We start from the raw sequence: 25633 nt of genomic DNA, 5'->3' as shown, positions 1-25633 counted from the left end.
TCAACAGTGGTTCGGCCGGACATTCCGTGGTCTTCGGGGCTGAAACAGCGGCGTTAGTCGGGTTATTTTCCGGCAGGCTCTGACGCGACGGTACCTTTGACCACTAGTAAACTACAGCTAACGGCTCGTCTGCCTCGTTCTGGCGACTTCCCTTCCCGCCCTCATGAAAAAACTTTTCCTTCTTCTCGCCATTACTAGCAGCGGCCACGTGGTGTTTGGCCAGGCGCCTACCGGGGAGCGGCCTGCCGGTGCAGCCCGGCCAGCGGGTGCCATGCCTGGCGGAGTGCCCGCTCCCCAGGAAGGCATTGGCCGCGTTACGGGCACTATTGTGGATGCCGATACCAAGCAGCCCGTGCCCTACGCCACCGTGGCACTGCTGAATCCCGCTACTGGCAAGCCCGTGGATGGCACTGCCGCCGACGACAACGGCAAATTCACTATCCCGCGGGTAGCGGCTGGTACGTATACCGTGCAAATCAGCTTTATTGGCTACAAAACCGTGGAAAAGCCTGGTATTGTTATCACCGATGCCGGCAATACGGTGGCGCTGGGCAATGTGGTACTAGGTTCTTCGGCCCAGAAGCTGGGCGAGGTAGTAGTGGAAGGCCAGCGCAGCCTAGTGGAGGAGAAGGTAGACCGTACCGTTTACAATGCCGAGAAAGACGAGACAACGCGCGGCGGCGATGCTACCGATGTGCTCAAGCGCGTGCCCATGCTTTCCGTGGACCTCGACGGCAACGTGAGCCTGCGGGGTAGCTCAAACATTCGGGTCCTGATCAACAACCGCCCTTCCACCATTTCGGCCAACAGCATTGCGGATGCGCTCAAGCAGATTCCGGCCGATCAGATTAAAACGGTGGAAGTAATTACCTCGCCCTCGGCTAAGTACGATGCCGAAGGTTCCGGTGGTATTATTAACATCGTTACCAAGCAAAACAACTTGCAGGGCTTTACCCTGGATTTGCGCTCTAGCGCCGGCCTACGCGGCTCCGACTTGGGCCTTAATGCCTCGTACCGGGTAGGGAAGATGGGCTTCTCGCTAGGTGGCGGTGGCCGGGCTCAGTACAACACGCCTGGCAGCTTCACGAACGACCAGCGCTCTTACTCCGTGCAGGGTAGCGACCTAAGTACCCGCTCGTTGCTGAGCCAGACGACCCAAACCGCCGATACGCGCAACCAGAACCTATTTGGTCGTTATTCCTTTGGGTGGGACTACGACATCAACAAGTATAATTTCTTGTCGGCCTCGGTGCAGCTGGGTGTGCGCAATGGCACCAACTACCAAGACGATTTGGCTACCAACACCATCTTCTACGATGGGCGGCTGAACCCAACTAACAGCAGCCTGCGCGATGTGAAAGTGCTTGACAACTCGCACACGCTGGACGCGACCATCAACTACACCCACACGTATGAAACGCCCCAGCGCGAATTTAGCTTGCTGGGCCAGTACAGCCGTAACACGCGCAATAACAACTTCACCAACTACATTTTAGAAGGCGAGGGCGCTGGCGACAACATCCGTAACCAAAACGACAGCTACAATCAGGAAATTACCCTGCAGGCTGACTACCAGACGCCTCTAAGCAAAACTCAGCTGTTGGAGTTTGGCGCCAAGGACATTATGCGCCGGGTAAACAGCGACTATACTACGTTGCTAAACGGGGAAGTACGGCCTGGTGCCAACTTGTCGAACGTGTTCGACTACAACCAGAACGTTGCCTCGGCCTATGCTTCGTACACGCTGAGTTTCCTGAAAAGCTACACCCTGAAAGCTGGTACCCGCTACGAATACACTAACATCGACGCGGATTTTCGCACGGAAAATGCGCCCTCCATTCCATCGTATGGGGTGCTGGTGCCGAGCGTAAACGTATCCCGCAAGCTGACGAACGGCAACGTATTGAAAGCCGCTTATAACCGCCGGATTCAGCGGCCTTCTTTGCAGTTCTTGAACCCGAACCGCCAAGCGGCCAACCCTCTCAACGTAACTGTGGGTAACCCCCAACTGCGGCCAGAGTACACGAACAACTTTGAAATCGGCTACAATACTTTTATCAAGCAGACTTCGCTGAACTTCTCGGCCTTTGTACGCAACACCGACGGCTCTATTCAACCGGTACGCACCGCCAACTTCGATACTATTCGTACTTCCTACGACAACATAGGTACGGAAAACGCCTACGGAGGCAGCGTGAATGCCAACGTCAATATCAACAACAAGCTGACGCTGGGAGGCGGGGTAGATGTGTACTACGCTACTCTCGACAACAACCTTTCGGATCCGCTGTACGCGGCTAGCAACCAAGGCTGGGTAGCCAGCGGCCGCCTCATGGGAGGTTACAATTTCACCAAAGGCTGGGGGCTGCAAGCGTTTAGCTTCTACCGCGGCCGGCAGGTACAGCTGCAAGGCTACCAGGGTGGCTTTGGCGTATACAGCCTGAGCGTGAAGAAGGACTTCGATGAGAAGAAAGGCACGATTGGTTTCGGTGCCGATAACTTCTTCACACCCACGAACCGCATTCGTAATGAAATCAGCACGGCTACGCTCGACCAGAATAGTGTGAACATATTTCACCGCACTAGCCTGCGCGTGAATCTGAGCTACCGCATTGGTAAGATGAGCATGGCCCAGCCAAAACGCCGCCGTTCCGTCAGCAACGATGACTTGAAGGACGGTAGCGACGGGGGCAATGGTGCCGGCGCTACCCCCGCGCAGGTACTAGCGGAGGCCGTCCCTAACGCCGCCGAACAAAACCAAAAGCCAGCCTTAGAGCTGGCTTTTGGTTTTTATGCATGCAGGCAAACATTCAACTACTCTTCTGCTTTTTATGCCTATGATAACTCACGTTGAAACCCAAGCTAGCGTAGACCCAGCCGCGGTAACGCAGCTTATCCGGGGGCGCCGGAGTATGCAGCCCGTACAGTTTGAGCCTGGCCGCGTGGTACCTGCGGCCTTATTGCGGGAGCTACTCGAAAATGCTACTTGGGCCCCTACCCATAAGCGCACGGAGCCCTGGCATTTCGTAGTATTCGGGGGTGAGGGCCGGCAAAAGCTGGCCACGTTTCAGTCGGAACTATACCGGGAGAAAGCAGGGGAGAAGTTTCAGCAGAACAAGTTTGAGAAGCTAGCGGCCAGCCCTTTGCTGAGCTCCCACGTCATCGCCATTGGTTTGAAGCGCAACCTTGAGGTGCCCGTAGTAGAAGAAGTAGCGGCCGTAGCATGCGCCGTACAAAATCTGCACCTTTCGGCCGTAGCTTATGGGCTGGCGGGGTTCTGGAGCAGTGGTGGCGTTACATACCTAGAAGAGGCCAAGCCATTTTTTGGCTTGGGGCCCAGGACCAGCTGTTGGGATTTTTCTTTCTGGGCTACCCTAAGCCGGACGCTACTGCCCGCAGCATTCGTAAGCCGCTGGATGAAAAAGTAACCTGGGTATTGGAATAGGCGGGCAAAGCAGGCCTTGGTGCATCCTGCCCAAGGAGTTTTGCGTTTGCAAACCCACACCATCACTTTCTACCATTTCACCATGGCTACTTTCTTCCTTTCTCCTTGGTCTGCCCGCCTGCTGAGCGTGCTCCGCATTGTGGTTGGGCTGCTGTTTACCTTTCACGGTTCGCAAAAGCTTTTTGGCTGGCCTCCTTCCGACCATGCCGGTAGTGCCACGGGCCTTATGCTGGTGGCAGGTATTCTAGAGTTTGGAGGAGGCTTGCTAATTCTTATTGGCTTGTTCACGCGGCCCGTAGCCTTTATCCTCTCGGGCCTGATGGCGGTGGCTTACTTTATGGCACATGCTCCCCAGCACGCCTTGCCCATCGTCAACCAAGGAGAACTGGCAGTGCTATACTGTTTCGTGTTTCTCTACCTAGCCGCGGCTGGCCCTGGCCCCTGGAGCGTAGATGCCGCCCGCACCCGCACACTAAACCGTACTGTGTAAGCTAACTCCCTTACTACCTCAGAAACAAGCAAGCCTCTACTACGACGCCAAGTGGCGCCGTAGTAGAGGCTTGCTCTCTTTAGTGTTGTTGACGCCGCCGACTAGTCTACTATTTTCAGGCTGTCGGGGACTGGACCTCGAGTAGCTTGTACCAGCTGATTTTGAAGCTGGAAGTTGACCTGCTCGCAGTCATTGAAGCGCTTCTGCGCCATCTCCAGCTCTGATTCGGCTGTGCGCAGGCGCTGGTACAGAAATAAAATGAGGCCCAACGCAATGATGAGCGCTACAAGTGGTACAAGCTTATTCATGAAGAAAAGTGAAGCTAGCAAAAGTGGGAGGTTGATTATTGAAGGGAAGTGCCGCCTCAACAATCAACCTCCAACAAGTGAGTAGCGCCCAATTAAATGGTGGTATTCGGGTCGAATTGCTCGAGGTAGTCGGCTACGCGGCGTACGAACATGCCCCCCAAGGAGCCGTCCACCACGCGGTGGTCATAGCTGTGCGAGAGGAACATGAAGTGACGCACTCCAATTAGGTCGCCTTGCGGTGTTTCAATAACAGCGGGCTTCTTCTTGATGGCACCCACGGCCATAATAGCTACCTGGGGCTGCATGATGATGGGGGTGCCCATCACGTTGCCAAAGGAGCCTACGTTGGATACCGTGTACGTGCCGCCTTCCAAGTCCTCAGGCTTAAGCTTATTGGCTCGGGCCCGATTGGCCAGGTCGTTTACGCGCTTGCTCAGGCCATTGAGGTTAAGCTGGTCGGCATTATGGATTACCGGAACAATCAGGTTGCCGGAGGGCAGGGCCACGGCAACTCCCACATTGATGTCGCGCTTCTTGATGATGTAATCACCTTCTACCGACACGTTGATGTTGGGGAAATCCTGAATGGCCCGGGCAATAGCCTGAATAAAAATGGGCGTGAAGGTTAGGTTTTCGCCCTCCCGCTTCTTGTAAGCATCCTTGTGTTTGTTGCGCCAGAGCACCAACTCGGTCACGTCGGCCTCCACAAAGCTGGTCACGTGGGGCGAAATGCGCTTGGAGTCTACCATGCGCTGGGCAATCATCTTGCGCATGCGGTCCATCTCCAGCAGCTCCTGGTTGCCACTGATGGAAGGAACAGCTTTGGTAGCAGCGGCCGGAGCGGCCGGCTGCGGTGCGGTGGGAGCAGGCTGGGCCGTGGCCGCCGGAGTAGCAGCTGGTGCTATAGGAGCAGGCGTAGGCTCAGCAGCGGCGGCAGGGGCCGGAGTAGCCTGCGGTGCGGGTGTTGACGCAGGTGCGGGTGCTGCTTGTGCCAAGGGCTGCTTACCAGCAGCTACGTAGTCTAGGATGTCTTTCTTCGTCACGCGGCCCTCACTACCTGTGCCGGGCAAGTGCTCTAGGTCACTCATGCTAATGCCTTCCTCCCGGGCAATGCTAAGCACTAAGGGGGAGTAGAAGCGGCCAGGCTGGGGCTGTGCAAGGCTAGTTGCGGCCTGTGGGTCGTGTGGCTCGGGCAGGTAAGGAACAGCAGGCTTCTCGGCGCCGTTTTCTGAAGGTGGTGCCAGTTGGGTGGTAGGTGCTGGGGCAGCGGCACTGGCCACGTCCGTTTCGATGATGGCAATAGGAGCACCCACGGCTACTACTTGGCCTTCCTGCACTAGTATTTCCTGTAATACACCGGCGTGGAGGGCGGGCACCTCCGTATCTACTTTGTCAGTTGCCACTTCCAGCACCGATTCGTCCTGCTCAATCGTCTCACCGACTTGTTTGAGCCATTTTAGAACGGTGCCTTCCATAATGGATTCGCCCATTTTGGGCATCGTCATTTCCACTCGTGCCATGCGGTTGGGATAGTTTGGGGAAAAGGGGTGGGGTGGGAGTTTCGCGGTTTGTGGCGCAAAGGTAGTAGAAAGCATCACGCCTGCACTGTGCTGGCAAGCTAGGATATTACCCAACTATACCGGCCAGGTGATTTCGCTCTTGGGCAGTGATAGAGCTCGGCGGTAGAATAAGGCCGCCGGCCCGGTATGGGTTACTGTGGCAAGCTCAGGCGCAGTAGATTTAGGGCGAGAGTAGTGGTGTACTCCACATTGAGCTGCCGGCCCCGGTCAAAGCTAAACTGCCGGCTAACGGTCTGGAACGCATCGGCGTAGGCAATGCAGATGGTACCCACAGGCTTTTCTGGCGTGCCGCCATCGGGCCCGGCAATGCCGCTGGTAGCCAGGGCCACGTCTACCCCCAAGTGATGACGCAAGCCTTCCGCCATTTCGCGCACGGTAGCTTCACTCACGGCCCCATAGGCTTCCAAGGTAGAAGCCTGCACGCCAAGCTCCCGCATCTTTATGTCGTTGCTGTAGGCTATGATGCTGCCCTGAAAGTAGCGGGAGCTGCCGGGTACTGACGTGAGGCGATGTGCCAGCAAGCCGCCGGTGCAGCTTTCGGCAGTACCTACCGTCAGTCCGCGCGCCGTCAACAACCGGCCCACGGCATCTTCCAGCTTCACCTCGCCCTCGGCAAAAATATGGTCGCCGAGCAAGGTGTACAGCTCTGGTAGCAGGGCTTGCATGCGGGCGCGCAGGTTCGGCTGCCCATCATCGTGGCCCGTAAGGCGCAGGCGTACCCCTCCCAAATAGGGTAAGTAAGCCAGCTTTACCGTGGCGGGCAGCGCACTTTCCCAGGCTGCTATTCGCTCGGCTAAGAAGGACTCGCCCAGGCCTACCGTTTGCACAACTACGTGCTCAATGGCAGGCGTCTGGAAGTGGTGCTGAAGCTTGGGCAGCACTTCATCAGTCATCAGTCCTTTCATCTCGAAAGGTACCCCCGGCATGCTCACGAATACGGTTCCTTTGTCCTCGAACCACATGCCGGGGGCCGTACCCAGGGCATTGTGCAGCACAGTGCAGTTGGCTGGTACCAGGGCCTGCTGGCGGTTTACCTCAAGCATGGGCCGGTTGTAGCGGGCGAAAATGCCCTCCACGTGGTGCAAAGTGGGTTCATGCAGCACCAGCTCGGTGCCGAAGTAGCGGGCCAACACGTGCTTGGTAAGGTCGTCCTTGGTTGGACCAGGCCACCAGTCATCAGTACTACGTCGGCGCGCTGCCGCGCCAGGTCCAGGGCAGTTACAATTTCATCGGCCCGGTCTGACACGCTGGTAATTTGGCGCACGCGTAAGCCTAGCTTCGCCAGCTCCTGACCCAGGAAGGCAGAGTTGGTGTCCACGACCTGCCCATAGAGCAGCTCATCGCCAATGGTCATGATTTCAACGACGGGAAGAGTGGGCATGCAAGCAAGGGTTAGGATGGGTGGTGGAATTGGCGCAATATTGGCACCTCGTGCCGTAACAACGCCACAACGGCTTTCTGGTTTACCCTATTTTTTGTCATGACTCCCCTCCGCACCGTTGCCCTCGGTTTCTCACTCCTGCTAGCCGCCACCCAAGTAAGCCTAGCTCAGACTAAAACGACGACCAAGAAGACCACCACGACCACTAAAAAGACGACCACCGCCAAGAAAACCACAGCGGCTAAAAAGACGACTACGCCCGTCAAGAAGACGACCACTACTACCAAAGCTACTACCCCCGTAGTGCCCGCCGCCCCCGTGAAAGCGCCCCTCACCGCCGACGAGGCTACCACGGGCTTGCGCGAGGCCCTCACCCAGGGCGTGACGCGGGCCGTAGCACAAGCTGGCCAAACGGATGGTTTCAATGCCAATGCCGATATCCGCATACCCTTTCCCCCGGAGGCTCAACTAATAGCTGCCACGCTACGCAAGGTGCGCGCCGGTGCCTTGGTCGATAACTTCGAGGTAGCGCTAAACCATGCCGCGGAAACGGCAGCGGCTCAGGCCAAGCCTATTTTCTTGAACGCAGTACAAAACCTGAGCCTGCAAGATGCGCTGACACTGGCCACTAGTAAGGAAGAAGATGCAGCTACCACACTGCTCTACGAAAAAACAGCGGCCGACTTGCGGACGTCTTTCCAACCAACGGTGCAGCAGTCTTTGGAGCAAACCGGTGCTACCAGGCTCTACGCTGAAATGGTGGCCCGCTACAATAAGATTCCGCTGGTGACGCCACTTAATCCTCAGCTGGTGCCTTATGCCACCGAGAAAACAGTGGATGGCTTGTTCGCCTCATCTCAGCCGAGGAAGGCCGCATCCGGGCCAACCCGGCGGCTCAGGGTAGTGCGTTGCTGAAGCGAGTATTCGGCAAGTAGCCGCTGCCTTCTCTATGGTCTACGGAGTGTCCACTACGTGCTGGGCACTCCGTAGTCATTTTAGGGGTTGACTGGGCTGCCTGCTAGCCCGATCAGAATGCCAGAGCGGTCGACCTTTCTAGGGGATCCATCGATAATGATGTAGCTGGCGCACGTCTGCCCGAAACAGGAGCTGATTTGGTCCGGTTTGTGCATTTAGCAGTCCTCGTAGGCACTAGCTACTGTTATTCTTTGCTGCTTTTGCCTGCTTCCATGAACAAACGCCTCCTCCTTCTGCTCCCGATGGCCGTGCTGGGCCTGCACCTTCAGGCTGCCGCCCAATTTAGCCTCCCCAAGATTGGCAACATCAAGCTGCCCATGCCTACCAAGACTACTACCACCGGCGTAAGCTCGGGCAGTGTGTCGAACACAGAAGCGGCCAACGGCTTGAAGGAGGCTTTGGTGCAGGGCATCAGCAAAGGAGCCGATCAAGCGTCGAAAACAGATGGGTTTTACTTGAATAAGTTTATCCGTATTCCTTTCCCGGCTGATGCTCAGCGCGTAGCTACTACCATGCGCTCCATTGGGCTAGGTAGCCAAGTAGATAAGTTTGAGCTTACGCTGAACCGCGGCGCCGAGGATGCCGCCAAAAGCGCCAAGCCCATCTTCCTGGCGGCCATCAAAAGCCTCACCTTTAAAGATGTGTGGGGTATTCTGACGGGTGAGAAAGACGCGGCTACCAATTACCTCAAACGAACCACCACCGAACAGCTCACGGTTGCCTTCAAGCCCATTATCCAGCAGAGCCTCGACAAAGTAGGGGCCACGCGCTACTACACCGACCTCACCACGCGCTACAACCGCATTCCAATGGTAAAGCCCGTGCAAACCGACCTAAACCAGTATGCTACTGGCAAAGCTATTGATGGCTTGTTCACGCTCATTGCTCAGGAAGAAGCCAACATTCGCGAAAATCCCGTAGCGCGCACCACGGATTTGCTCAAGAAAGTATTCGGCCGCAAGAGCTAGGCTGTCAATTATTCGAACGTGGACCTACTCATCTAACAAGAGAAAGGCCCCTGGTTGGAGAACCAGGGGCCTTTCTCTTGTATAGCTACCCTAAAAGGCAGCTAGAAATCTTACAAATCATCGTCGTCGAAGCTGGAACCACGGCGGCCGCTGCCGGTGCGGTGGCTGCCAAAGTCGTCGTCATCGTCATCATCCGCGAAGTCGTCGTCCTCATCATCGAGGCTGCCGTAGCCACGGCTGCCATCAGGATCTTCGGCGGCTTCAGCGGTAGTGAATTCTTCTTCGGTCATGCTGGCGAGGTCCAGCGCTTCGTCGTGGGAAGAACCCGTATCGCGCCACATCAGGTAGTCGGCGTACTTGGCGGAGAGCTGGTCTTCGGAATTGCCGCGGGTTTTGCTGCCGCCGGTCTTGGCGAAGTTGTCCAGCTCGTCGTCATCGTCGAGGAAGTCGTCGTCGAGGTCGTCGTATTGTCTCATGGCCTTGCTAGGGGCGGTAAGGGTGAATAAATTCGGAGGAAAAAAGCCGCACTTCGGCTGCGAAGATACGTGCCGCAGCCTTCAGAAGGTTACGCTGCTGCTTCGCAATAGGGCGAAAAAAGTGCTTCTGCTGCGAAATCAGGCAGTTCCGGTGCGTAGTAATTTTAAGAAACCGGATTCTATTTCTCTACTCTTCGGCCTGGCTACACCACTCTGCTGTTTGGATAGGCAAGGTGCGCCTACCCCTTGCACCGTGCTATTTCACAGGTGCCACTTCGCTGTGCTACCCTTCCCTAAACACGCTACCGTGCGGCCTTAGCGCCGAAGTCAGTGATTAACAACTGCTCCTGGCAAAAGTCGTACTCCTCGGGCACATTGCTTGACACCAGCACCGTGCGGCCAGCTAAGGTAGCCCGCACGTGCTCTAAATACCAGTCTACACCCGTGCGGTCGAGGTTGGTAGTTGGTTCGTCGAGCAGGAGTAAGGGAGCCTCGGCATAGAGAGCCAGAGCAAGCTTAAGGCGCTGCTTCATACCCGATGAAAAATCGCGCACTAGCTTATGGCGGGACTTTTCCAGGTACATCAGTTCAATTAGAGCCGCTGGGGTAAGACCGGGCCGGAGGGGCTTGAATCGAGTATGAAACTGAATCAATTCTGTCAAGGTCAGCTCTTCGATAAGCTCCAGATACGGCGCAGCGTAGGCCAAATACGTCGGCACTTCTTCCACCGCCACGGGCTTTCCCTGGTACGCATACGTCAGCGTGCCTTCGCTGGGCAGCAACTGCCCCGATAAGGTATTGAGCAGTGTGCTCTTGCCCGAGCCGTTTGGCCCCAAGATGGCCGTAGCCGTGCCCGCATGAAATGCGTGCGTGAGGTTGCGGAAAATCCATTCGCGGGCAAAGCGTTTGCTAAGTCCGGTTGCGGTTAGCAGCATAGGGTGCGCGTAAAAGAAAGAAAAGCAAAGGGTGAGCAGCAGAACCTGGTCCGGACGACTACGGTCCTACCCCAATCCTGCTGCTCACCCCCGGGTACGTACTCCCCGGTTTACTCGGCGCCGCCGTTGCCGTTGCGGGAGTAGCCCTTGATAACGCCCCGGCCTGAGTTGCGAATAAAATTCACTACTTCGTCACGCTCTGGAGAGGGGGAAAGCTCTAACTCAATTTGGTCGAGCGCAGCGGCGTTGTTCAGGCCACTGAGGAATAGGAGGCGGTAGAGCTGTTGGATTTCGGCAATTTTCTGGTCCGAGAAACCCCGGCGGCGTAGTCCAATGCTATTTATGCCCGAGTAAGTCAGCGGCTCACGGCCGGCCTTCACGAAGGGCGGCACGTCTTTACGAATCAGGGAGCCACCCGAAATCATGGCGTGCGGCCCGATGCGTACAAACTGGTGCACGGCCGATGAGCCCCCGACAATAGCAAAATCACCAATTTCTACATGACCTGCTACTTGCACGGTGTTAGCCAGAATGCAATTATTGCCAATTACGCAGTCGTGGGCAATGTGCACGTAAGCCATGAGCAGGCAGTTATTGCCTACTACCGTTTTTAGCTTATCTACGGTGCCCCGGTTCACCGTCACGCACTCGCGAATCACGGTGTTGTCGCCAATGTGCACAGTAGTTTTCTCGCCGGCGAACTTGAGGTCCTGGGGTTGAGCCGCAATAACGGCCCCCGGGAAGATTTTACAGTTCTTGCCAATCCGGGCCCCGGCCATGATAGTGACGTTGGGTCCAATCCAGGTGCCTTCCCCGATTTCCACGTCCTTATCAATAGTCGTGAAGGGCTCTACTACTACGTTTTGCGCAATTTTAGCCTCGGGGTGGATGTAGGCGAGTGGTTGGTTCATTCCTTTCAATTGAAAATGGGGAATCAAAAACTAAAAAGTGAAGCAGATGGCTCCGTAAAAACGGCGTAAGCCATCCGGAAGTCTTCAGCCTTAATTTTTAATTATCCTTTCGAACAATGCTAGCGGACATTTCGGCCTCCATTACCACTTTGCCGTTGACATAGGCTTTGCCGCCCATTTTGGCAATGCCACGCTTAATAGGAGCCAGCAGTTCGCACTTGAAGATGATCGTGTCGCCGGGTTTTACCATGCGACGGAAGCGGCAGTTTTCAATTCCCATGAAGTACGTCCAGTAGTTCTCGGGATCGGGCACGGTGTTCAGTACAAGAATGCCGCCAGTTTGCGCCATGGCTTCAATTTGCAGCACGCCCGGCATCACGGGGTTGCCGGGGAAGTGGCCCTGAAAAAACGGCTCGTTCATCGTTACGTTCTTCACCCCCGACACCGTATTGGCATCTAAGTGAATAATTTTGTCGATGAGCAGGAAGGGGTAGCGGTGAGGCAGCGTGGCCGCAATCTGGTTGATGTCCATTACCGGCGGCCGCGAGGGGTCGTAGGTAGGAATGGGGCTGCTATCGGCCTCCTGCATCTTTTTCTTGATGCGCTTGGCAAAGGCAACGTTGGCGGCGTGGCCCGGCCGGGCGGCCAGAATCTGCCCTTTCAAGGGGCGGCCTACCAGCGCCAAATCACCCACCAGGTCTAGGAGTTTGTGGCGCGCGGGCTCGTTCTTGTGGCGTAGGTCCACGTTGTTGAGGATGCCCTCTTTCTTAACCGCCACTTTCGGCTTGCCCAGCATTTCGGCCAGGTCGCTTAGCTCTTCCTCGCTTACCACACGGTCTACTACCACAATGGCATTGCTAAGGTCGCCACCTTTGATGAGGTTTTGTTTGTAGAGCGCTTCGAGTTCGTGCAAAAAGCAAAACGTGCGCGACGAGGCAATTTCGCTTTCAAACTGAGAAATATCGGTGAGTGAAGCGTGCTGGGAGCCCAGAACGGGGGAATTATAGTCCACCATGACCGTGAGGCGGTAGTTATTCAGCGGCAGGCCGGCAATTTCTACCGCCCGGGCGTTGTCCACGTACCGAATTTCGTCGGGAATCTCGAAGTAGTTGCGCAGGGCATTCTGCTCCTCAAGGCCTACCTCGTGCAGGGGTTTGATGAACTCGTAGCTGCTGCCATCCATAATGGGCGGCTCGGGGCCATCCAACTGAATCAGCACGTTATCGATCTGCAAGCCTACTAAAGCAGCCAGCGTGTGCTCCACCGTGTTGACACGGGCTCCGTTCTGCTCAATGGTGGTGCCACGGGATAGGTCTACCACATTATCCACGTCGGCATCCACAATGGGCTGGCCGGGCAAATCCACGCGCTGGAACTTGTAGCCGTGGTTGATGGGGGCCGGGCAGAACGTCATGGTAGCCTGTGCGCCCGTGTGAAGACCAATGCCACTCACGGTGACGGGGGCCTTGATGGTGTGTTGCTTATCGTTCATCTAAAGAAGCTAGAAGCCAGAAGCTAGGAGCTAGAAGTTGCGGCGAAGAGAAGTAAAAAAGCAGAAGCTGGAAGCCAGAAGTTATACGGTTGCCTTCTAGCTTCCAGCTTCTGCCTTCAAACGTCTTGGTCACAAAGCTAGGACTTTTCTGGCGTCTGCGAGGTGCGTTCTAGTTGAGTTAGGCGGCGCTCCAGGTCGGGAAGGTGACGAAAAATGGCGTTGGACCGTAAACTGTCGCGCAGGTTGAAGGCGGGCGAGCCTTGCAGCAGTACGCCTTCGTGCTTAATGGACTTGCCCACGCCCGACTGGGCCGTGACTGTGGTGCGGTTGGCCAGGTTTAAGTGGCCCGCAATACCGGTTTGACCAGCCAGCACGCAGAAATCACCAATTTTGGTGGAGCCAGAAATGCCGCTCTGGGACGCTACTACGGTGTGTCGGCCAATCTCCACATTATGAGCTATCTGCACGAGGTTATCCACCTTGGCACCCTCCCGAATAATAGTGGAGCCCATGGTAGCGCAGTCGATGGTCGCGTTGGCCCCGACGCTCACATTATCTTCCAGCACCACGTTGCCAATTTGCGGAATAGTGCGGTAAGAGCCATCGGGCTGGGGCGCAAAACCAAAGCCATCGGAACCAATTACGGCCCCGGCGTGAATAGTGCAGCGGCTCCCAATAACGGTCTCGGCATAGATTTTTGCGCCGGCGTATAAAATGGTGCCATCCCCAATCTTCACTCGGTCGCCGATGAACACGTGGGGAAAAATGACGACGTCTTGCCCTATTTCGCAGTTCTCGCCAATGTAGGAAAAGGCCCCGCGGTAGTGGTTTTCGCCAATGCGGGAGGTAGTGCCCATATAAGCGGGTTCCTCTACGCCGCGCTTGCCGGTACGCGTGGCCTGCTGGTAGAATTCCAGTAGCGTGGTGAAGCTGGAGTAGGGGTCATCGACCCGGATGAGAGCCGTGGCAACGGGCTGCTTCAGCTCTAGCGTGCGGCTTACAATGACGGCCGAGGCGCCCGTACTGTACAAATGGTGTTCGTATTTCAGGTTTGCCAAAAAGGAGAGGGAGCCTGCTTGGGCCTCTTCAATTTTCGCCAGCCGGTCGATGCGCTGGGTGGCGTCTCCTTCTACTGCTCCGTGCAGTACTTCTGCTATCTGGCCTACGGTAAATTCCATCGGGCAAAAGTAGAGAAAATTAGGGGTTGGTACTTGGTGCTGGGTAGGCGGCATGCAGCGCCCTGAGTAGAAAAATCAGGCTAGTGTCTAGCTGTCAGCTATTAACAACGGTTTAGAGGATCTCCTTTGGGTAGCAGATGTAATGCTTTTCAACGCGTTGGCTTAGGGCTTTTATGTTGGGCAGGTCGGATGCCTCAGCCACATTTACCACCCGGCCCCGCTTGGTCAGCACATCAATAGAGTCTTGCCCGCCCGCGTCGTAGGCGTTGTTGCTGATGCGGCCGGTGAGCATGAGCTGAGCCGCATCTTCTGACGACAAACGAAAATGGTCGGCAATCAGCTCCACAATGCCCAGCTTAAACTCTTCATCGAAAGGCTCCGTTTGCAACGTGATTTTGAACAGGTGGCGGTCTAATAGGCTTTGTGCTAGGTAGTTTAGTACCTTGTCGGGGTGGTCGGCCCAGAGCTTCACGGCGCTCCACACATCCGTATCGTCGAGGCGAGTGAAGCGGCGCAGGATTTGGTCGTCCTGCTCAAACTCTTTCTGCGTGACGGTGCGGGAAAGAAAGAAGTGCAGGGCCGGGGAAGCTGGTACGTGGTGCCCCGCCCGCACCAAGTCGCGGGCCCGCTGCATTATCCGGATAACCATCTGCTCGGCGCTAGTTACGGTTTTGTGCAGGTACACCTGCCAGTACATCAGGCGGCGGCTTACCAGGAAATTCTCGATGCTGTATACGGCCTTTTCCTCTAGCACCAGCCTCTCGTCCACTACCGTCAGCATCTTAATAAGGCGGTCGGCGCCGGGGCGGCCTTCCTGCACGCCGGTGTAAAACGAGTCGCGGTTGAGGTAGTCGAGGCGGTCCATGTCCAGCTGGCTGCTGACCAGTTGGTGGAAAAAAGGCCGCGTATAGGTTCCCTCAAAAATCTGAATGGCCAGATCAAGGGCGCCATGGTGCTCGGCATTGAGCTTGCGCATCAGGTGCAAACTTAGTTCTTCGTGGTGCACCTCGTGGAAGATGCTGCGCTCTAGGGCGTGGGAGAGGGGGCCATGGCCAATATCGTGCAGGAGAATGGCGGCCATAGCGGCCTCGCCTTCCTTTGCCGAAATTTTGATGCCCTTGTCTTTGAGCGTGCGCAGGGCCAGGGTCATCAGGTGCATGGCGCCCAGGGCGTGGTGGAAGCGCGTATGCAGGGCCCCAGGGTACACAAATAAGGTGAGTCCAAGCTGCTGAATACGGCGTAGGCGCTGAAAATAGGAGTGCTCAATCAGGTCGAACAACAGCTCGGTGGGAATCGTGACGAAGCCGTACACCGGGTCGTTGAAGATTTTCTTTTTGTTCATAGGAGGGTAGCGCCGAGCTTACGCTCTGCGCATCGGTGAACGTATTCGGAGGAGCGTGGTTTATCTTCTTGCGTAGGAGCCCAAAACCTGCGCTCCACGCAACACTCAACAATTTTCGGCTACTTTACCGCCGAGTTGCTGCCCCGAGTATAGGGGAACAAGAATTTTTAAACCAAAAACCTGGGATTGGGAGTAAAGCTACTTACGAAACTTTAGTTGCAACCTGTTTAAGCTGTTTGGGCTCTCTGGAGTCTATCAGCGGCGGGCACAACTGATAAAGCTCGTTTCATGACGCCCAGCGCCCATGTGCCGGGTACCATCTCACATTCCCCATCCATGCAACAATACAGCATCCTCTGGGCCGACGACGAAATCGACCTCCTGAAACCACACATTCTCTTCCTCAAAGACAAAGGCTACGACGTGACGGGCGTTAACTCCGGCGCCGATGCTATTGAGCAGATTCAGGAGCAGACGTACGACATCGTGTTTCTGGATGAAAATATGCCCGGCCTTACGGGCCTCGAAACCCTCACCGAAATCAAAACCATCCGGCCTACCGTGCCTGTGGTCATGATTACCAAGAGCGAGGAAGAGCACATCATGGAGGAAGCCATCGGCTCTAAAATTGCCGACTACCTCATCAAGCCCGTTAACCCCAACCAGATTTTGTTGGCGGTGAAGAAGGTGCTGGACAACAAGCGCCTCGTGTCCGAAAAAACCAATTCCGGCTACCAGCGCGACTTCCGCCAACTGGGCATGCAACTCTCCGACCGCCTTACGGCTTCGGAGTGGGCTGAAGTGTATAAAAAGCTGGTGTACTGGGAGCTGGAAATCAACGAGACGGAAGGCAAGAGCATGGCCGACGTCTTCAACATGCAGAAAGACGAAGCCAATACCTACTTCGGCCGCTTCATTACGGAAAACTACGAGGACTGGGTAAACGGCGACGAAGAGGCCCCGCTAATGTCGCACCAGCTGTTTAAGGAGCGAGTGTTTCCGATGCTGAAAGACACCGGCGACACGCCCGTTTACTTCGTGCTCATCGACAACCTGCGCTACGACCAGTGGAAGGTACTGGAGCCTATCATTGCTGAGTTGTTTACTGTAGACTCCGAGGAGACTTACTACAGTATTCTGCCGACTACTACTGCCTACGCCCGCAACGCCATCTTCTCGGGTATGATGCCCGGCGACATTCAGAAAAAGTACCCCAACCTGTGGGTATGGGATGACGACGATGAAGGCAAAAACCTGCACGAGGCCGAGTTCATGGAAATCATGTTCCAGAAAGCCGGGCAGAAAGCCAAGTACAGCTACAATAAGGTAACCAACCTGCAAGCGGGTAAAGACCTGCTGGGCAAAATGGCCAACTTGCACAATAACTTCAAGTTGAACGTCATTGTCTACAACTTTGTGGACATGCTCTCCCACGCCCGCACCGACATGGCCATGATTCGGGAACTGGCCGCCGATGAGTCGGCGTACCGTAGCATCACCCGTTCCTGGTTCCTGCACTCCCCGCTGTATGAAATGTTGCAGCAGATTGCCGAGCGCAAGGGCAAGCTTATCATCACCACCGACCACGGCACAATTCGGGTGAAGCGCCCGTACAAAATTGTGGGCGACCGGAATACGAACACGAACCTGCGCTATAAGCACGGCAAAAACTTGGGCTTCGACGATTCGCGCGACGTGTTTACGGTGCGTAAGCCGGAGCGGGTATTCTTACCCCGCGAGAACGTGAGCACCGCTTACGTCTTTACTGTGGGCGACTACTTCTTCGCCTACCCCAACAATTACAACTACTACGTGAACTACTACAAGGACACGTTCCAGCACGGCGGCATTTCGCTGGAGGAATGCATTATTCCTTACGTAGTGCTGAGCCCGAAAGGGTAGTAGCCAAAACCTAGCTTCGCACGAAAAAGGCTGGTCAACTGACCAGCCTTTTTTGTTGTGGTTGACGTAAAGAACCGCGCACGCAACTCATGGATACCTATTCTGTTAGAGGCCGAGTGAATGCCCTCAAGGGCCCAGGAAACACACAAACTTGGCTGTTAGAAAGACAAACGTCATACAACGTGCCGAATCATATACAGTGAGGCCGCAGCAACGGCCGCCCAGAGCAGCATACCTAGTAGGTAGGGGCGGATTCCCACCGCTTTTATCACTGTGGCTGATAAGCCTGTTCCTATGCAGAAAAGCGTTACGGTAAGCCCTTCCTTGGCTAGAGCAACGAGTAGGGGCCCGAACGAGTGAACTTCCCGTACAAACGTATTGAGTAGCATAGCTCCCACGAATCCAACGATGAAGTAGGGAACCTGTATCTTCACTCCCCGTTGCCGAAAAAGTACGGCGGTACCCAGCGCTACTGGTACAATCCAGAGGGCGCGGGCTAGCTTCACGGTGGTGGCTACTTCGAGGGCCTGGTGGCCGTAGGCCGTAGCGGCACCCACCACCGAGGAGGTATCATGAATGGCAATGGCGCACCACAAGCCAAATTGTGTTTGTGTTAGTTGCAGGGCGTAGCCAATAGGCGGGAAAATGAACAAGGCAATGGCATTGAGCACGAACACCGTGCCTAGCGCCGCCGACATTTCCGTGTCCTGGGCGCGCAAAACTGGCCCCACGGCCGCAATAGCCGAACCGCCGCAGATGGCAGTGCCGCAGGAAATTAAGTGCACGACAGTGCGTCCCAGACCCAGCCACTTACCTACACCATAGCCCAGCACCAGCGTGCCGAATATGGAGGCAAGCGTGAAGAGCAGCCCTTCTTTACCGGCCGCTACCGCCGAATGCGCGTTCATACCGAAGCCCAGTCCCACCACTGAAAACTGCAACAGCCGCTGCGTAAGACGGCGGGTGTAGTTGCTGAACGGGTTGCCTACCGTTTGAGCCAATACCAACCCAAGGGCCAGGGCCAGGGGCGGCGAAACCCACGGGGTAAGGCAGAAGCCCAGCAAGATAAAGAACACAGCCTGCCGGAGCGTAATGTGGTAACCAAATACAGAATGAGCAGTGTAAAAACACTGTAGAAAACCGTTAGCAGGCAGTTTTTCCTGAGAAGCTTGAAGCTTGGTAGAACTCACGATGGGCGAATGAAATAGGGTGCCCAAAAGTACACCTGCGTCCATTGCCCAGATAACCAATAATTGTTATCTGCTATTACCAGAAGTTATGCGGTTAGGGTGATTACCCGGCCTGTCAGTTCGTTGGGCCAGGATTTTTGACTCATCTATTCAATAGCACCTAGACCAGCCAGCAGTTTTACCTAAGTGTGCGGTATTGATGCTTGGCGTACTGTAAGAAACGGTCGGCCGCTCCCGATAAAGGCTCGCCTTGCAGCCAAACTGCCTCAAACTGCCGAGTCAGAATTAGCTCCGGAACGGGCACGATTTCCAGCAGACCCGCCGCTACTTCTTTTTGCAAGGCTTGCCGCGACACAAATCCTACGGCTTCGGGTGCTACCTCCAGGTAGGTTTTAATAGCCTCCGTACTGTTAAAGTAAAACGATACCTCTAGGTCGCTTAGTTTGAGCTGGTGGGCGCGCAGAGCATGCTCAAGAACTTCTAGCGTGCCCGAGCCTCGCTCGCGCAACACCAGTGGTTGGCGCAGCACGTCAGCTAGTGGCATGGGCGCGGGGGTACCTGTCCGGGCTTGGCGCACTACTACTAGCTCATCCTCTAGTAGTAACTCGTAGTGTAAGTCGCGGCTTTTGCTGCGCCCTTCCACAAAACCCAGGTCCAACTGTCCGCGCAGCAGCGCTTCTGCCACCTGTTCGGAGTTGCCGTTGAGTAAGGTCAACGTAACGTGGGAGTAGCGGGCCTGAAAGCCAGGAAGCAGCCGCGGAATGATGTACTGGGCTAGGGTCGTGCTGGCTCCCAGGCGTAGGCGTCCACCACCATCGTTGCGTAAGCCGTGCAGGGTTTCGCTTAATTGCTGGTCTAGAGTTGCTACTGCGTCGGCGTGGGTGAGAAGAGCTTGGCCGGCGGGGGTAAGGCTGATGCGGTTACCACGGCGCTCAAACAGGCGTTGCTCATAGGTGCGCTCCAACTCCCGGACGTGTTTGGTAACGGCAGGCTGCGTGATAAAAAGCTCCTGGGCCGCCTTGGTAAAGCTCGAGTGCCGGGCTACAGACTGAAACACGCGTAAACGATAATCGGGCATGGGTGCAAGGTACACTACCGCCCGAATAAGAAGTTGGTGGCGCGAAGGATGCTTTGGGTGGTAACCGCAGCAAGCTATGCCTGTGCTTAACTATGCAGCCGGGTTGATAGTGGTACAGTTGCCCGCAGGGTTTTAGTAGCGGGTAGGCTAATTTGCGCGGCGTTTCTCTTCCTCGGCGCCCCCGGTTCGGCGGGCAGGAGCTACTTTGTCGTTGCCGAAGCGGTAGGAAAACGCCAGCGTAACAATGCGTACGTCGCCGCGCTGATAGAAGCGTTCCACATAGTTATTGTACGAGGAAATTGCCCGAACCTTGTTGGTATACAGAATATCGGTAGCGTTGAGCTTGAGCGTGCCCTTTTGATTCCACACCAGTTTCTGAATTCCTAAGGCAAGCTGTCCGTTGGGCCGCACATCCAAGAAGCCGTATTGCTCCCGCGACTGATAACTGCCGTTTAGCTCGGCGCTCCAGCCTTTCCCAAATGTGAAAGTGCTGTTACTAGTCAGTGTGAAGGCCAAGCGCCCCCGGTTCAGGGCCGTACCGGCTAGGTTGCCGGTGAAGCGGTTGTAGTAAAATACGCCATTGTTGTACACCGTCCACCACTTTGCAAGCTCCACGGGAGCTGTCAGCGTAAGGGCGTAGTAGTGCTGCTGGCCTAGGTTTACGGTGGTGGCCACAACAGTGCTATCTGTTTCGGGCTGCACCACACCAATGAGTGGGTTGCGAGTAATGCTATAGCTTACGCCAGTGGAAAACTTCTGCTTGAAAGTGTGGGTCAGCTCTACGTTGTAGCTGGTTTGTGGGCGTAAACCGGGGTTGCCCGCTTCAAACGTGGTAGGATCTACGATGATGCGAAAAGGGTTTAGCTGCTGATACGAAGGCCGGTCGATGCGCCGACTCAACGATACTGCTACCTCGTGCTGATCATTGAAGGTTTGCTTTAGGGCGGCGCTGGGGAATAGCTGGGCGTAACGACGGATAAAGCGTGCATCGCCTACTACCTGATGGCCCGTAGCACGGGTTTGTTCACCTCGCAGGCCAGCTTGCAGGTTTAGCTTGCCTAGAGTCTGGTTGAAATTCACGTAAGCCGCCGTAATCCGCTCGTCGTACATAAATCGGTTCGACTGGTTGACATCTACAGTGCGCACGCCGTTTTCGGTGTTCTCAAACTGCACATCGTTGTCGGAATTCACACGGCTGGCCTTGGCCCCAACTTCCAGGCGCGCCTGTCTTGCCAGTGGCTGCACGTAGTCCGCCTTCACCGATTGAATGGCAAGGTCGCCGTTCTGGTTGCTGTAAAGCAACGTAGTAGGCCGTCCCGATAATAGGTACGTAGTCGTGAGGTCCTGGAGGCGCTGCGTGCCGTAATGGGCGTAGTCGACGTCGGCCGTTAGCTCGCGGGTGCCGTTGGAGTCGGGGGCAAATGTATGACGCAGGTTGAGGTTAGCAGTGGCGTTGGGCGAGCGGAAACTGCGGTTTACCTGGGCCGTGTACTGGTCATCCAATGCTCCGGTCGTGTCGTACAGGGTAGTCCTATTCGTGCCAGGTAGCCGAGGGTTTCGCGCCGCCAAACCGCTCACTACGGCTCCTACCACCGTGTGGTCGGTAAGAGTATAATCCACTCCGGCCTTCCAACCGTGCGAGCGAGTAGTGGGATAGAGGCGGTTCACTTGGTCGCTGCTACCCACAAATACTCGCTCAGTACCCTCTGTTCGGTAAAAGTCCCGGTGGATATCCAGCTTGCCTAAGCCACCGCGGTTGGCATAGGAATAGCTGCCAAATAAGTTAAGCTTGTCGTGGCGATGATTCATCGACAGGCTTCCATTGAACTTGTTGTAATAGCCGCGGCCGTAGCTGGCATTGACGGTGCCGTTGGTGCCCTGGCGCTGGTCCTTCTTAAGGTTGATGGCAATGATGCCAGCCCCGCCCTGGGCGTCGTACTTGGCAGGCGGGTTAGTGATCAGCTCAATGTTCTTAACCTGATCGGCAGGTAGGGCGCGCAGATAGTCGGCTAGTTCGGTACCCGTCATGGGCTGGCGCTTACCATCAATCAGTACCAACAGGCCCTGTTTACCACGGAGAGCTACGTTATCGTTGCCATCTACCGTTACCCCAGGGGCGCGGCTGAGCACGTCTAGCGTGGTGTTGCCAGCCGCTAGCGTGCTATTTTCCACGTTCACTATGGTGCGGTCAGCTTCACGTTGGTAAATGGGCTTCTGCCCCATTACTGTCACTTCTTTCAGGGCCGTAGCACCGCTAGGAGCTAGCTTTAGAGCGGGGAGCGACGTGCTGCTGCTAATTTCCAGTGGCCCGGCCCAAGTCCGCGCAAATCCCAGTTGAGAGGCTGAAACCAGGTAGCGCCCGGCGGGTAGCGCCTCAAACCTAAAGGCGCCAGTTGCGTCGCTAAACTCAGTTTTAACTACTGCAGAATCGGCGGCCCGGTGCACGATGATGGTAGCGAATTCAATGGGTTTGCCAGTGCTTTCCTGCACGGCTCCGGTTAGGCTAGCAGTGCTTTGGGCCCAGGCAGGAGCTATAAAAAGCAGGCATAAGAACATAGCGGGCCACCGGAATAGCCCATTGATGAGGGTTTCCATACGCAAGAGCAAGTAAGAAGTGGGGAATACGATGCCGTCGGAGGCGGGTGGCCAGCCCGCTCCCAATAGAGAGAGTAAGTACGAATATGTTCGTAGACGAACATACGAAGAGTTTCGTATATTCAAAATCTACTACGTAGAAACTTTACTAACTCTAGTTTTCTCGTGCTCCTGCGTAATTCAGGCAGGTGGGAGGCAGTTCTGGTAAATGCGTTCAAGCAGGTCGCGTACCAAGCGTATATCCGCCTCCGAGAGGCCTTCCAAGGCAATGCTGCGGTTTTGAAGTACGACGGGTTGCACGGCATCCAGCGTCTGCTGCCCCAGCAACGACACCCGCAGGCGGGTGCGCCGCCCATCGTGGGGTAGAGGCTCTGCCGTTAGCAGCCTTTGATCCAGCAGCAACCGGATTATGCGGGCCACCGAGCTTGATCCTTAAAGACACGGTCGCCAATGTCGCTTTGGGTTAGGTCATCGTTTTCCTGAATTACCCGCAGCACCAGCCACTGGTCAATGGTAATGGCAATACCCGCCCGGTCAATGTTGGCCTGCGCCAGCTTGCGGTACTGGCGAATGGCCTTGTCCAGAGAATAGAAGATAATGCTGGAAAGCATGAAAGATGATATAGCACAGAGGTGTATGATGTATCATTGAAGTTGCCGGGGCAGTAAAAGAGCGGTTACTTCAAGAATACTCTACTATTACCTTCCATAGTGGAAGACACTCTTCAAAGCGTTTTTAGGCAAAACGCATCTGCTGACTTGCCTACCAGCAGGGCAGTACTATGGCACTACTGCACTGAGGAAGCCCGGCGTTTCTCGTCCTCGGCAGCACCAGAGCGTTTGCGAGCCGCCGCAACTTTGTCGTTGCCGAAGCGGTAGGTGTACGCCACCGTAGCAAAGCGTGAATCCTGTGCAGTGCGGAAGGTTTCCCGCAGAGATGCGTAGGTAGACGTTGCCCGCAGCGGAGTGGTATAGAAGATATCTGCTACGTTGAGGCGAAGCGTAGCATGGGAGCCCACTGCTTTCTGTACGCCCGCACTAGCCTGCCCAAACGACCGAACCCGCTGGAAGGCATACAACTCGGGGGTGTGGTAGTTGCCGTTCAGGTCGGCGCTCCAGCCCTTACCCAGCGTAAAGCTGGCGTTGGAGGTAAAGATGGCGCCGGGGCGTCCTTGCGGCGGAGTGCTACCATCAGCTAAAGTGCCCTCGAAGTAGATGTAAAATACCTCGGCATTGGTGTACAGCTTGCACCACTTGGCGAGTTCAAACGGGGCCGTGAGGGTAGCCGCGTAGTAATGCTGCGTGCGAAGATTGACGTCCGTAGCTGCTACAATACCCTCCATGTCCAGCAGAGATACGTTCAGAATAGGCCGGTTGGTGCGGGTGTAGCTCACGCCAGTCACGAACTTCTGCTTTAAGGTATGCGTCAGCTCCGCTACGTAGCTGGTTTGGGGGTATAAGGTAGGGTTGCCGGTGCGGTAGGAGGTAGCGTCTATGTAGGAGCGGAAGGGGTTCAGCTGGTTATACGTGGGGCGGTCGAGGCGGCGGCTGAACGAGAAGGCCAATGCCTGCTGCTCGCTTAAGGTCCGGGTGAGGCTTATGTTCGGGAAAAGCTGGAAATACTGCCGTTTGAAGCGCTGGTTGCCTACTTGCTGCTGCCCGGTAGTAGTGGTATTTTCTCCCCGTAGACCCGCTGTGATAGTAAGGTTCGGGCGGGTGCGCGTTAGGCTGAAATAGCCGGCCGCAATAGTTTCCTTGTAATGAAACTGGTTGGTTTTGTTGACGTCGATAGTGGTTTCCCCGTCCACCGTATTCTCAAATAGCACGTCATTATCCGACGTCACCTGGCTCGCCTTAAGGCCAGCATCCAATCGCAAACTGTGGGGGAGGGGGCGCACAAAGTCTGCGCGCGCCGACCCAATAGTCAAGCGGCCGTCCTGGTCTCCCGTCAGCAAGATGGGCGTGCGCGCCGGCAGCTCGAAAATGCTTAGCAACTGTAGGGTCCGGGTGGTGGGGTAGCGGGCATAGTCAACATCGGCCGATAGCTCGGGCGTGCCGCTAGAGTCGGCCCGGAGCGAATGGCGCACCGATATGCTGGCGGTCTGGTTGGGAGTGCGCAGCACCCGGTAGTTTTGAGACGCAAAACGAGTGCTAAGAATGCCTTGGGCATCAAATACCTGTGTGGTACTTGGGCCATTAAACGGGTAGCGGCTATCTAACCCGCTAACGACTAGACCTACCTGCGTGCGCGCCGATACGTTATAATCCAGGCCGGCCCGCCAGGTGTGGGACTGCAAGTGGGTGCGGCTGTCGTTGTTTTGGATGCTGGTTCTCGCTACCGCATTGTCTTGGTAGAATGTGCGGTAAAAATCAAGCTCCTGAAAGCCTTGCCGGTCGGCGTAGGCATAGGTTCCAAACACGTTGAGGCCCTTGTGGCGATGGTTGAGGCTTAGGCCCGAGGTAAACTTGCCATATCGTCCGCGGCCGTAGCTGGCATTGACGGTGCCGTTGGTGCCCTGGCGCTGGTCCTTCTTAAGGTTGATGGCAATGATGCCGGCCCCGCCCTGGGCGTCGTACTTGGCAGGCGGGTTAGTGATCAGCTCGATATTGTGGACTTGCTCGGCGGGTAAGGAACGTAGGTAGTTGACCAATTCGGTACCCGTCATGGGCTGGCGCTTGCCATCAATCAGCACCAGCAGGCCCGACTTTCCCCGCAGGCTCAGGTTATCGTTGGCGTCTATAGTGAGCCCAGGGGCCCGGTTCAAAACATCCAAAGTGGTGTTGCCCGCACTAAGCGGGGTATCTTCCACATTCACCACGGTGCGGTCGGCGAGGCGCTCGAACTGGGCTTTTGTCCCGGTTACTGTTACGCCGCCCAGAGCGGTAGCGGCGCTGGGCATTAGTTGAAGAACGGGGAGTACTAGTCCTGCCGCCGATAAATCAAAGGGCCCTGACCACGCCCGGCCATATCCCAACTGCGCGCCTGATAACAGGTAGCGGCCTGGCGCTGCCATGATCTGGTACGCGCCCGAGGCATCACTAAATTCCGTTTTGACCGCCACCGAATCGGTGGCCCGGTGTAGCGTAATGGTGACGTATTCCAAGGCCGGGCCCGTCCCTGCGCGCACACTTCCCTGTACAGCCGCGGGCTGGGTTTGAGCATAAACCACGAAGGAAATCAGCGTGGCACTAACTGTTAGTAAAAACCGACTTGCAGGGCCGGGCACTGGTAAAGACATATTCACGATGAGTTAGAAGACAGCAACATCGTGCAGTAGGCGGTTGTGGAGCAAACGGCCTCGTAGAGCGCGTCAGTGAGCAGTTCGGTAGCCCGAAAGATAAAAAGATTAGCGTAGGGCCTAATATATTTTCTGAAATGATTGGGGGG

Annotated in this window: 20 protein-coding genes and 2 pseudogenes; 6 read left to right on the top strand and 16 right to left on the bottom strand. The window is 55.9% G+C overall.

Features of this window, described 5'->3' with window-relative positions; genetic code table 11:
- Positions 1–163 precede the first annotated feature (163 nt).
- From VI25_RS07980 to VI25_RS07970, 3 genes are all read left to right on the top strand, one after another.
- On the top strand, positions 164–2854 hold the full coding sequence (locus VI25_RS07980) for a TonB-dependent receptor domain-containing protein (protein WP_082455447.1): 2691 nt from the start codon (positions 164–166) through the stop codon (positions 2852–2854).
- Positions 2838–3428 (top strand): nitroreductase family protein, encoded by a 591-nt coding sequence (locus VI25_RS07975; protein WP_236704969.1) that lies wholly within the window; start codon positions 2838–2840, stop codon positions 3426–3428. The genes VI25_RS07980 and VI25_RS07975 overlap by 17 nt, the downstream gene beginning before the upstream one ends.
- 99 nt (positions 3429–3527) lie before the next feature.
- Positions 3528–3935, top strand: a complete 408-nt coding sequence (locus VI25_RS07970) for a DoxX family protein (protein WP_045687560.1) — start codon at positions 3528–3530, stop codon at positions 3933–3935.
- Positions 3936–4036: 101 nt separating this feature from the next.
- Here the strand turns inward: VI25_RS07970 and VI25_RS07965 are convergent, their stop codons facing one another.
- From VI25_RS07965 to VI25_RS28395, 4 genes and pseudogenes are all read right to left on the bottom strand, one after another.
- The gene (locus VI25_RS07965; protein ID WP_045687516.1) at positions 4037–4243 is read right to left on the bottom strand and encodes a hypothetical protein; all 207 of its coding nucleotides are present in this window, start codon (positions 4241–4243) and stop codon (positions 4037–4039) included.
- Between the two features lie 92 nt (positions 4244–4335).
- Positions 4336–5763, bottom strand: a complete 1428-nt coding sequence (locus tag VI25_RS07960) for a dihydrolipoamide acetyltransferase family protein (RefSeq protein WP_045687559.1) — start codon at positions 5761–5763, stop codon at positions 4336–4338.
- Positions 5764–5954: 191 nt separating this feature from the next.
- Positions 5955–6488, bottom strand: a complete 534-nt coding sequence (locus VI25_RS28400; protein ID WP_316934289.1) for a CinA family protein — start codon at positions 6486–6488, stop codon at positions 5955–5957.
- Between the two features lie 6 nt (positions 6489–6494).
- A pseudogene (locus VI25_RS28395) lies at positions 6495–7177 on the bottom strand (competence/damage-inducible protein A); the annotation flags it as partial.
- A gap of 126 nt (positions 7178–7303) precedes the next feature.
- Between VI25_RS28395 and VI25_RS07950 the strand changes: the two are divergent.
- A pseudogene (locus VI25_RS07950) lies at positions 7304–8139 on the top strand (DUF4197 domain-containing protein).
- 252 nt (positions 8140–8391) lie between these two features.
- Entirely contained in the window at positions 8392–9147 is a 756-nt protein-coding gene (locus VI25_RS07945; protein WP_052695017.1) for a DUF4197 domain-containing protein, read from the top strand.
- Between the two features lie 110 nt (positions 9148–9257).
- Here VI25_RS07945 and VI25_RS07940 read toward each other — a convergent pair whose 3' ends face one another.
- The 6 genes from VI25_RS07940 to VI25_RS07915 all read right to left on the bottom strand — a co-directional run bounded on the left by VI25_RS07940 (position 9258) and on the right by VI25_RS07915 (position 15481).
- Positions 9258–9623, bottom strand: a complete 366-nt coding sequence (locus tag VI25_RS07940; RefSeq protein ID WP_045688103.1) for a hypothetical protein — start codon at positions 9621–9623, stop codon at positions 9258–9260.
- 302 nt (positions 9624–9925) lie between these two features.
- The gene (locus VI25_RS07935) at positions 9926–10558 is read right to left on the bottom strand and encodes an ABC transporter ATP-binding protein (RefSeq protein ID WP_045688102.1); all 633 of its coding nucleotides are present in this window, start codon (positions 10556–10558) and stop codon (positions 9926–9928) included.
- 110 nt (positions 10559–10668) lie between these two features.
- Positions 10669–11469 carry an acyl-ACP--UDP-N-acetylglucosamine O-acyltransferase gene (lpxA, locus tag VI25_RS07930; protein WP_045688101.1) on the bottom strand — a complete coding sequence of 267 codons (801 nt, stop codon included), beginning with the start codon at positions 11467–11469 and terminating at the stop codon, positions 10669–10671.
- Between the two features lie 97 nt (positions 11470–11566).
- Entirely contained in the window at positions 11567–12961 is a 1395-nt protein-coding gene (locus VI25_RS07925) for a bifunctional UDP-3-O-[3-hydroxymyristoyl] N-acetylglucosamine deacetylase/3-hydroxyacyl-ACP dehydratase (protein WP_045688100.1), read from the bottom strand.
- Positions 12962–13098: 137 nt separating this feature from the next.
- Positions 13099–14139, bottom strand: coding sequence for a UDP-3-O-(3-hydroxymyristoyl)glucosamine N-acyltransferase (gene lpxD, locus VI25_RS07920; RefSeq protein ID WP_045688099.1), 1041 nt, complete (start codon positions 14137–14139; stop codon positions 13099–13101).
- A 112-nt stretch (positions 14140–14251) separates the two neighbouring features.
- Positions 14252–15481 (bottom strand): HD domain-containing protein, encoded by a 1230-nt coding sequence (locus VI25_RS07915; protein ID WP_045688098.1) that lies wholly within the window; start codon positions 15479–15481, stop codon positions 14252–14254.
- A gap of 336 nt (positions 15482–15817) precedes the next feature.
- Here VI25_RS07915 and VI25_RS07910 point away from each other — a divergent pair, with 336 nt between their 5' ends.
- Positions 15818–17383: a PglZ domain-containing protein gene (locus VI25_RS07910; RefSeq protein ID WP_055562424.1), complete on the top strand. Its 1566-nt coding sequence runs from the start codon at positions 15818–15820 to the stop codon at positions 17381–17383.
- 173 nt (positions 17384–17556) lie between these two features.
- Here VI25_RS07910 and VI25_RS07905 read toward each other — a convergent pair whose 3' ends face one another.
- From VI25_RS07905 to VI25_RS07885, 6 genes are all read right to left on the bottom strand, one after another.
- Entirely contained in the window at positions 17557–18573 is a 1017-nt protein-coding gene (locus tag VI25_RS07905) for a YeiH family protein (RefSeq protein ID WP_236704968.1), read from the bottom strand.
- Positions 18574–18751: 178 nt separating this feature from the next.
- Positions 18752–19651 (bottom strand): LysR substrate-binding domain-containing protein, encoded by a 900-nt coding sequence (locus VI25_RS07900; protein WP_045688097.1) that lies wholly within the window; start codon positions 19649–19651, stop codon positions 18752–18754.
- Positions 19652–19798: 147 nt separating this feature from the next.
- Positions 19799–22246 (bottom strand): outer membrane beta-barrel protein, encoded by a 2448-nt coding sequence (locus VI25_RS07895; protein WP_236704967.1) that lies wholly within the window; start codon positions 22244–22246, stop codon positions 19799–19801.
- Between the two features lie 180 nt (positions 22247–22426).
- Entirely contained in the window at positions 22427–22666 is a 240-nt protein-coding gene (locus tag VI25_RS26665) for a hypothetical protein (protein WP_236704960.1), read from the bottom strand.
- The gene (locus tag VI25_RS26660; RefSeq protein WP_236704959.1) at positions 22654–22857 is read right to left on the bottom strand and encodes a MarR family transcriptional regulator; all 204 of its coding nucleotides are present in this window, start codon (positions 22855–22857) and stop codon (positions 22654–22656) included. Before VI25_RS26660 ends, VI25_RS26665 begins: the two co-directional genes overlap by 13 nt.
- 176 nt (positions 22858–23033) lie before the next feature.
- On the bottom strand, positions 23034–25484 hold the full coding sequence (locus VI25_RS07885; RefSeq protein WP_045688096.1) for an outer membrane beta-barrel protein: 2451 nt from the start codon (positions 25482–25484) through the stop codon (positions 23034–23036).
- Positions 25485–25633 lie beyond the last annotated feature (149 nt).

The sequence above is a fragment of the Hymenobacter sp. AT01-02 genome (assembly GCF_000961955.2).
Classification (GTDB): domain Bacteria; phylum Bacteroidota; class Bacteroidia; order Cytophagales; family Hymenobacteraceae; genus Hymenobacter; species Hymenobacter mucosus.
This window is presented reverse-complemented; position numbering and strand designations above follow the sequence as displayed.

Bases quoted from the DNA above. Each gene is read 5' to 3' on its own strand.
- VI25_RS07980 (WP_082455447.1), top strand. From the start codon at position 164: ATGAAAAAACTTTTCCTTCTTCTCGCCATTACTAGCAGCGGCCACGTG.
- VI25_RS07975 (WP_236704969.1), top strand. From the start codon at position 2,838: ATGATAACTCACGTTGAAACCCAAGCTAGCGTAGACCCAGCCGCGGTA.
- VI25_RS07970 (WP_045687560.1), top strand. From the start codon at position 3,528: ATGGCTACTTTCTTCCTTTCTCCTTGGTCTGCCCGCCTGCTGAGCGTG.
- VI25_RS07965 (WP_045687516.1), bottom strand. From the start codon at position 4,243: ATGAATAAGCTTGTACCACTTGTAGCGCTCATCATTGCGTTGGGCCTC.
- VI25_RS07960 (WP_045687559.1), bottom strand. From the start codon at position 5,763: ATGGCACGAGTGGAAATGACGATGCCCAAAATGGGCGAATCCATTATG.
- VI25_RS28400 (WP_316934289.1), bottom strand. From the start codon at position 6,488: ATGCAAGCCCTGCTACCAGAGCTGTACACCTTGCTCGGCGACCATATT.
- VI25_RS07945 (WP_052695017.1), top strand. From the start codon at position 8,392: ATGAACAAACGCCTCCTCCTTCTGCTCCCGATGGCCGTGCTGGGCCTG.
- VI25_RS07940 (WP_045688103.1), bottom strand. From the start codon at position 9,623: ATGAGACAATACGACGACCTCGACGACGACTTCCTCGACGATGACGAC.
- VI25_RS07935 (WP_045688102.1), bottom strand. From the start codon at position 10,558: ATGCTGCTAACCGCAACCGGACTTAGCAAACGCTTTGCCCGCGAATGG.
- lpxA (WP_045688101.1), bottom strand. From the start codon at position 11,469: ATGAACCAACCACTCGCCTACATCCACCCCGAGGCTAAAATTGCGCAA.
- VI25_RS07925 (WP_045688100.1), bottom strand. From the start codon at position 12,961: ATGAACGATAAGCAACACACCATCAAGGCCCCCGTCACCGTGAGTGGC.
- lpxD (WP_045688099.1), bottom strand. From the start codon at position 14,139: ATGGAATTTACCGTAGGCCAGATAGCAGAAGTACTGCACGGAGCAGTA.
- VI25_RS07915 (WP_045688098.1), bottom strand. From the start codon at position 15,481: ATGAACAAAAAGAAAATCTTCAACGACCCGGTGTACGGCTTCGTCACG.
- VI25_RS07910 (WP_055562424.1), top strand. From the start codon at position 15,818: ATGCAACAATACAGCATCCTCTGGGCCGACGACGAAATCGACCTCCTG.
- VI25_RS07900 (WP_045688097.1), bottom strand. From the start codon at position 19,651: ATGCCCGATTATCGTTTACGCGTGTTTCAGTCTGTAGCCCGGCACTCG.
- VI25_RS07895 (WP_236704967.1), bottom strand. From the start codon at position 22,246: ATGGAAACCCTCATCAATGGGCTATTCCGGTGGCCCGCTATGTTCTTA.
- VI25_RS26660 (WP_236704959.1), bottom strand. From the start codon at position 22,857: ATGCTTTCCAGCATTATCTTCTATTCTCTGGACAAGGCCATTCGCCAG.
- VI25_RS07885 (WP_045688096.1), bottom strand. From the start codon at position 25,484: ATGTCTTTACCAGTGCCCGGCCCTGCAAGTCGGTTTTTACTAACAGTT.